This window comes from Streptomyces katrae, assembly GCF_000966975.1.
GTDB lineage: Bacteria > Actinomycetota > Actinomycetes > Streptomycetales > Streptomycetaceae > Streptomyces > Streptomyces katrae.
In genome coordinates this window covers 1-1,387 of sequence record NZ_JZWV01001308.1, presented here as the reverse complement: position 1 = coordinate 1,387, position 1,387 = coordinate 1, and the positions used below count along the sequence as shown (strand labels likewise).

Genomic DNA, 1,387 nt, shown 5'->3' with positions numbered 1-1,387 from the left:
TACGGACCGCGCGCTCCGATCTGGCGGCTACGGCGGCCCCGTGCTCGCTGGGCCAGACGGGAATGTGCATCTACGCGGTCGGCGGCGTCGGCGTCGCTGGCTCCTTGGGCTCGACGGAGTCGTACAACCCCATCAGCAATACGTGGAGCACGGTCGCCTCGATGCCCACGCCCAGATCAGGCCTGGGCGCTGCGGCCGCGCCTTGTTCGCCGGGCCAGCAGAACACCTGCGTGTACGCCGTCGGCGGCTTCGACTCCACCCAGACCAACGTGGTGCAGTCCTACAACCCGGCGGCCAACACCTGGACCCCGGTGGCGTCGCTGCCCACACCCCGCTCCAACATGGGCACCACGGCCACCACCTGCCCACCCGGGCAGAGTGGTACGTGCATCTACATCGTGGGCGGCCTCTACGTGACTCACCTCCTGGCCAGCGTCCAGTCCTACAACCCGGCCTCCAACATCTGGACGGACCTGCCCCCGATGCCGACGCCTCGATGGCAACTCGGCGCCGTCGCCATGCCGTGCCCCACAGGCGTAGGCGGCAACTGCGTCTACGCCTCCGGCGGCGCTGACGGCTCGGACGTTCTCGCCACCCTGGAAGCCCTGGACCCCCCGGAGCACACCAAGCACTGAAACGCCCGTCAGAGCAATGCTCAGGACTCGTTGGGCTTTGGAGGAGATACGCCGTCGTGGCGATCGCAAGCAGCAGGCCGGCCTCGGCCGGGGCCGTCGATGTCCTGCTCGGCGGCCAGCGCGATGGCGCCGACGAGTTTCAACAGCTGGGTGATGGTCATCCCAGGGCGCACGGCGTCTGCCTCTCGGGCGCGCGCAAGGAGGGTGTCACCGGCATTGGTGATCATGTCGTGGCAGGTCTCAGTGCCTGATCCACATCCCCGGTCGAAGCCAGCGTCGCTACTCTCGGAGCAGAGCCCTCCGGGTCGCATTCGCCTCCGTCAACGGAGAGTCCGGCACCGGTTGGTGACGGGGGACACCTCACCCGGCGCAGCAGGCTCATCGACACCAGAGCTTCCGTTCGGGGAGCGGTCACAGTGACTGCTCCCCGAACGCCTCTCCCCGACGGCCCTCCCTGGAATCGAGCCCCTCCCTGCGACGACGGGGATATGGAACAGGTTGTTATGCGGGGAGTGATACGGAGCCCGTCAGCGCCGGCGATGAGAAGGGAAGTGCGCGTTGCGTCGCCAGGTGCATTGCGGTAGGCGCTCGCTTGCAGGGGCATGACACGACCGGCGTCGGAGGGGACGGGCCCGGCCCGGGGGAGCCGTTGATGCGGCGGGCTGAGGAGATGTTCCGAATTGCCGGTATCGGTGAAAGTGCTTCAGAACGCCGACCGAACCACCTAAAGTGGCAGGTCAGTCAGCCTGCTC

The 1,387-nt window shown here is 67.8% G+C and carries 2 protein-coding genes; one reads left to right on the top strand and one right to left on the bottom strand.

Translation table 11 applies throughout. The features are described from left to right. A partial coding sequence (locus VR44_RS43360; RefSeq protein WP_211275203.1) for a Kelch repeat-containing protein occupies nt 1-635 on the top strand: 635 nt, incomplete at its 5' end. 20 nt (nt 636-655) lie between these two features. Here the strand turns inward: VR44_RS43360 and VR44_RS48975 are convergent. Continuing rightward, complete coding sequence (locus VR44_RS48975) at nt 656-946, bottom strand: SbtR family transcriptional regulator (protein ID WP_342669431.1); 291 nt, start codon at nt 944-946, stop codon at nt 656-658. Nucleotides 947-1,387 lie beyond the last annotated feature (441 nt).

Bases quoted from the DNA above. Each gene is read 5' to 3' on its own strand.
- VR44_RS48975 (WP_342669431.1), bottom strand. From the start codon at position 946: ATGCGACCCGGAGGGCTCTGCTCCGAGAGTAGCGACGCTGGCTTCGAC.